Source organism: Synechococcus sp. H60.3, from assembly GCF_047462295.1.
Classification (GTDB): Bacteria; Cyanobacteriota; Cyanobacteriia; order Thermostichales; family Thermostichaceae; genus Thermostichus.
Genome location: NZ_JANSIY010000144.1, coordinates 1 through 4977, shown reverse-complemented (window position 1 = coordinate 4977; position 4977 = coordinate 1). Strand labels below are relative to the sequence as shown.

General features: G+C 54.9%; 5 protein-coding genes. All 5 read left to right on the top strand.

Annotated elements, in window-relative coordinates; all coding sequences use genetic code 11:
• The first annotated feature begins 79 nt into the window (after positions 1–79).
• Positions 80–1195, top strand: coding sequence for a vWA domain-containing protein (locus NW841_RS11760; protein WP_414386523.1), 1116 nt, complete (start codon positions 80–82; stop codon positions 1193–1195).
• Between the two features lie 157 nt (positions 1196–1352).
• A complete protein-coding gene (locus NW841_RS11755) occupies positions 1353–1532 on the top strand; it encodes a hypothetical protein (protein WP_414386521.1) in 180 nt (59 codons plus the stop codon).
• Positions 1533–1558: 26 nt separating this feature from the next.
• Positions 1559–2236 carry a hypothetical protein gene (locus tag NW841_RS11750; protein WP_414370409.1) on the top strand — a complete coding sequence of 226 codons (678 nt, stop codon included), beginning with the start codon at positions 1559–1561 and terminating at the stop codon, positions 2234–2236.
• Between the two features lie 72 nt (positions 2237–2308).
• Positions 2309–2941, top strand: a complete 633-nt coding sequence (locus NW841_RS11745) for a DUF4347 domain-containing protein (protein WP_414386519.1) — start codon at positions 2309–2311, stop codon at positions 2939–2941.
• A gap of 6 nt (positions 2942–2947) precedes the next feature.
• A partial coding sequence (locus NW841_RS11740; RefSeq protein WP_414386517.1) for a beta strand repeat-containing protein occupies positions 2948–4977 on the top strand: 2030 nt, incomplete at its 3' end.

The following is a 4977-nucleotide window of genomic DNA, read 5'->3' as shown; positions in this document are numbered from 1 at the left end:
TGGGTTTTTCTCATGGTAGGTTTACGCTGCTGTCCTCAAGCTTGTCTGTGTTATCGGCTATATTCTTCAGGTTTCAACAATGCAGCTTAGCAGACCCCAAAACCGAGAAACTGGCTGGGCAATTGTCTTGATCCTGCTGGGGATCTCCATAACCGGCTGTGGCTCTTCCAGTAGCACAGGGATCGACCCTGCTTCTTTGGGATCCCAAACGCGCTTGACCTTCAACGGGGCTCTGACGCGCAGTTTCAGCACCACCCAGGGGGAGATGGAGTTCAACATTGCCCTCTTGCAAGCAGGGGATCCGCCTCAGCCGGTCACCCAGCTTTCTCCTGCCCAGGTCAGCTTGCAAGTTAACCGCATAACCGATCTGCAAGGGATCCCGCAGTCAGCCACAGTAACTCTAAGCCCCACCCGCATCGAGAACCCTCGAGCTGAGCTGGCCCGTCAGCCTTTGCTCATGGCCATCCTCATGGACGGCTCCGGCAGCCTGTTGGTTTTGGATCCCCAGTCCCGTCGCTTCTTAGCTGTTTTTGGGCTTTTGGATCAATTTCGCACCACACCCTTGGATCTGGGGGCAGTGCTCCGTTTTGATAACCGAGGGGTCGGTTTTGGCGCTACGGCTCTCGGCCAGCCTTTACGCACGGCCCAACTGCTGCAAGACTTCACCAGCGATAAGCAACTGCTTAGGCGAGGGGTATTGCGGGCAAATCCCGGTGGGAACACCGCCTTGTATGACGCCACGGTGGAAGCCGGGCGTTTCTTAAGTGACTTTCGCCCCAATGAGACCTTCAACCGCCGCCTGGTGGTGTTTACCGACGGCATCGACAACGAGAGCACCCGCTCCATTGACCAGACCATTCGGGAGCTCACAACTCTGGCCCAAGAGCGGGGGCAGAAGCTGACCGTGTATGTAGTTGGGCTGGGCGTTGACTTAAACCTGCTGGAGCTCCAGCGACTGGCGGCGGCCACAGAAGGCACGTTTGTGCTGGCGCGGTTTGCCGAAGCTCTGGAAGCTCCCTTTGCCAATCTATTCCCTGCTGCTATTGGAGAGCACCGCCTGCAGGTGCGGGTACAAAGCAATGTTCCCCTACCTGCTGGCTCTTATCTTCTCAGCGGCGAACTGCGGGTCGAAAGAGAGGGAAGCCGTTTTGTGACATCCTTTAGCGACGCCGTTCTCACGGTGGGATCCCGCTAGAGCCCTTCTGCAAACCGACAGCATCCGCAATTGAGAGCGAGGCATAGGTACATGTTTCGACGACTGGGCACATCCAGCAGATTTTGGCGACCGGCTGCGCTTGTCCTGGCTGCTGTGGTTACAGGCTCCCTCACTGTTTTGCTGAAAAGTTGCAGTAGTGGCGGCTCTGGCAATCCTGCTGGGGTGGAGTTGCCGACAAGGGATCCCGCTGCCGGCTCCGCGGCTGCCATCCTGGGGCTGGTCGTTGATCCCTTTGCTCAGCTTTGTGGCCCGGGATCCACGGCTGCTCTTTGTACAGGCGGGCCAGTCTTTTCGGCAGGCAACTCAGTTCAGCTAGTCGGCTTGAGCTCACGGGGAGAGATTTTGTTTCCCCCCTTGGCCACTGCCACCCTGGATAGCAACTTGCGCTTTACGATTCCCTTTTCCGGCTCGATCACGCAGCCGCCGGGGAAATTGGTTTCGGTGCAATCGAACCTCGTTGGGCAGGGACGGCAGGCCAGCCAGCCTACACCGCTGCGGGGATTTGTTTTCAGTGCAGCCGTCGATGTCTCTCCTTGGAGCGAGGCTCTCTATCGCATTTTGCTACGGGAACAGGAGCGGGTACCCTTCTCGAACTTAGCCCCCCCTGAGGTTAGGGATTTGGAGAACATTTTGTTTGTTAGCATTCCTCTTTCCAGAGCTGCCCGTAACCTAGAGGAAATTATTGGCGATATCATTCAGCAAGCGGATCGGCTGAGTTTTAATGGACTGCGTTTTGTAGAGGATCTCATTCGAGTTTGCTATGCCCCGGAAGGCAATCAATCCGATCAACCCTGTCGGCTGCGGATCCCGGTGCCGACTCCGCCTCCAGTGCCCATTGAACCGCCGGCAACTCGGCCACCAGCTTCTCCTCTTGCTCCCGCAACTCCTTCGCCGGCAGCAACACCTTCTCCTGAGGCTCCTACCCTACCCATCGTCATCACCAATAGAGCTTCAGTCCGTCTATCATCTGGAACTTTAGTATTCAGTAACCCAGTTACGGTGAGAGTGGACAATTTGTAGCTGCTTCGCTTGGAATTGAGTCCTGTTTCTTTCTTTTTTGAAGACATTCCCTGAAAAAGCGAGGAGTGTTAGATGTTGACCTCAAGACCGTCTCCGCCCAACTCTAAGCAACCCGCCGGGCTACTGCAGATTCTCAGCCGTACTTTGGGATCCGTTTCCACAGCTTTGCTCATTTTGCTTTTGAGAGTGGAGAATGCCGACTCCGCTACATCAGGGAATATACTTCTGCAACACTCTGCTCAAGATGGGCTGGTCTTTATCGACCAAGCTTTGCCCGATCTGTCGATCTTGCTAGCAGGGATCCGACCTGGAACAGAGATTATTCCTTTGGATCCTAACAAAGACGGGATCCAGCAGATTGCCGAGGCGCTGCGAGGTCGAAAAGGGGTTAGAGCTTGGCACGTTCTATCTCACGGGCAGGCGGGCTCAATACAGTTGGGCAAAAGCCTTCTCAGCCTAGAAAACCTATCCGAATATGCAAGCTTGCTCTCGCAGTGGAAATCTAGCCTGGCTGATGATGCAGAGATCTTGATCTATGGATGCGAAGTGGCATCCGGCTTAGAGGGAGAGCTTCTCATTCTCCAGAGACAAGCGGTGCCGCCAGCCTGCAGCAGCATCACCAACTCCAACAGAGTGGTGGTGGTCAATGTGGGGGGATCTGGCACTGCCGGGGCCATTCGCTTTGAAGCCGTCGTTCCCAGGTGAGTGGGTATGTGGGCGAAAGACTTATTAGATACCCTTACAGATATCTTCGCTGCCCAGAAACCCGCTGAAGAGACCGCTGTGCGCTCCTACACTTCTGGCATTGTCGTCCCCTTTTTGGTCGGTGTAGCTGTTGCAGGTCTAGGATTGCCTGCCCAAGCCGCAACAATTAATGTTACAAACCCAGCCGATGTCATATCTGATGACGGCCAATGCTCTTTGCGGGAAGCGGTCATTGCAGCCAACACCGATTCTGCATTATTTAGTACAGCTGGCGAATGCATCGCAGGCTCAGGGGCAGACACCATTGTTCTGCAAACAGATTATTGTATCTTGTCGCTGGACGACGATGGAGGTGGGCACCAAACAGACAGTGGAGCCGACAACGACGATTTGGACATCACGAGCACCATCACCCTTCAAGGAAATGGTGCAGGCATTCAGCGCGACACTTCGGTGACATGTAAGCCGGATAACACTGCAGCCAAAGGAGAATTCCGCCTCTTCCATGTCCAGAGTACAGGCGATCTCCAGATGAAAGACGTGGGACTCTACCAAGGTTGTGCAGATGGGTCAGGGTTTCCACATACGGCGGGTGGTGGAGTTTTCGTCGATGCTGGCGGACAGTTTGAAATTAAACAAGCTGAGATCTCCAACAACAAGGCAACTTCTCTTGGTGGCGGCGTCTACAGCTTGAGCACGGTAACCGTTACAGATTCTGGAATTTCCTCCAATGTCGCTGGCCAAGATGGGGGTGGCCTTTACAATGACAGCGGCGGCAAGGTAACCATTGTCACTACTGGGATATCCAGCAATATCGTTGTCCAAGATGGAGGCGGTATTTATAACAAGGGCACCCTCACCATCAGCAACACGGGGATCTCCGACAATGGCGCGGGCAAAAATGGGGGCGGCCTTTACAACGACAGCGGCGGCAAGGTAACCATCACCAGCGTTGGAATCTCCACCAATGGCGCTGGCCAAGAGGGGGGTGGTATTTACAACAAAGGCACCCTCACCATTAGCAACGCGGGGATCTCCAAAAATGGCGCGGGCAAAAATGGGGGCGGCCTTTACAACGATAGCGGCGGCCAAGTAAATATTCCCAGTGGGGGGATCTCAGAGAATGGCGTCAGCCAAGATGGTGCTGGTATTTACAACAAAGGCACCCTCACCATTAGCAACGCGGGGATCTCCAAAAATGGCGCGGGCAAAAATGGGGGCGGCCTTTACAACGATAGCGGCGGCCAAGCAAATATTACCAACAGCGTAATCTCCAGAAATAATGTTGGCCAAGATGGGGGTGGCATTTACAGCTTGGGTGTCCTTACCCTCGGCAGTATAACGATCTCTGACAATGGCGCCAGCCAAAAGGGGGGCGGCCTTTACAATGACAGCGGTGGCCAAGCAACCATTACCAGCGCGGGGATCTCTAGCAATGGCGTCAGCCAAGATGGGGGTGGTCTTTACAACAAAGGCACCCTCACTATTAGCAGCACGGGGATATCGGACAACGGCGCCGGTCAAAATGGGGGCGGCCTTTACAACGACAGCGGCGGCCAAGCAACCATCACCAGTGCCGGAATCTTCACCAATGGCGTTGGTAAAGATGGGGGTGGTCTTTACAACAAAGGCACCCTCACCATCGATGTCACAGGGATCTCCAGCAATAACGCTGGTCAAAATGGGGGCGGCCTTTACAACGACAGCGGCGGTACAGCCACCATCACCGCAACTGAGATCTCGTTCAACAATACTCCCTGGGCAGGCGGCGGCCTTTACGTCTCCAGCAGCAGCACAGTTAGCCTCACCAACAGCACACTCTCAGGCAACAGTGCTGGACAAGAGGGGGGCGGGATCCATAACCTCGGCACCGTTAACCTGAGCTTTGTGACGGTTGCCTCGAACTCAGCTTCCTCTGGTGGCGGTATTTTCAACAACGCCACAGCCAATATCAGGCACTCAATCGCAGCGATAAGTACAAGTGGGAACAACTGTTCTGGCTCCCTCACAGCTAGCGGGGTGAACTTTGCCACAGA

Coding starts and splice junctions, on each gene's coding strand:
- NW841_RS11760 (WP_414386523.1), top strand. CDS start 80: ATGCAGCTTAGCAGACCCCAAAACCGAGAAACTGGCTGGGCAATTGTC.
- NW841_RS11745 (WP_414386519.1), top strand. CDS start 2,309: ATGTTGACCTCAAGACCGTCTCCGCCCAACTCTAAGCAACCCGCCGGG.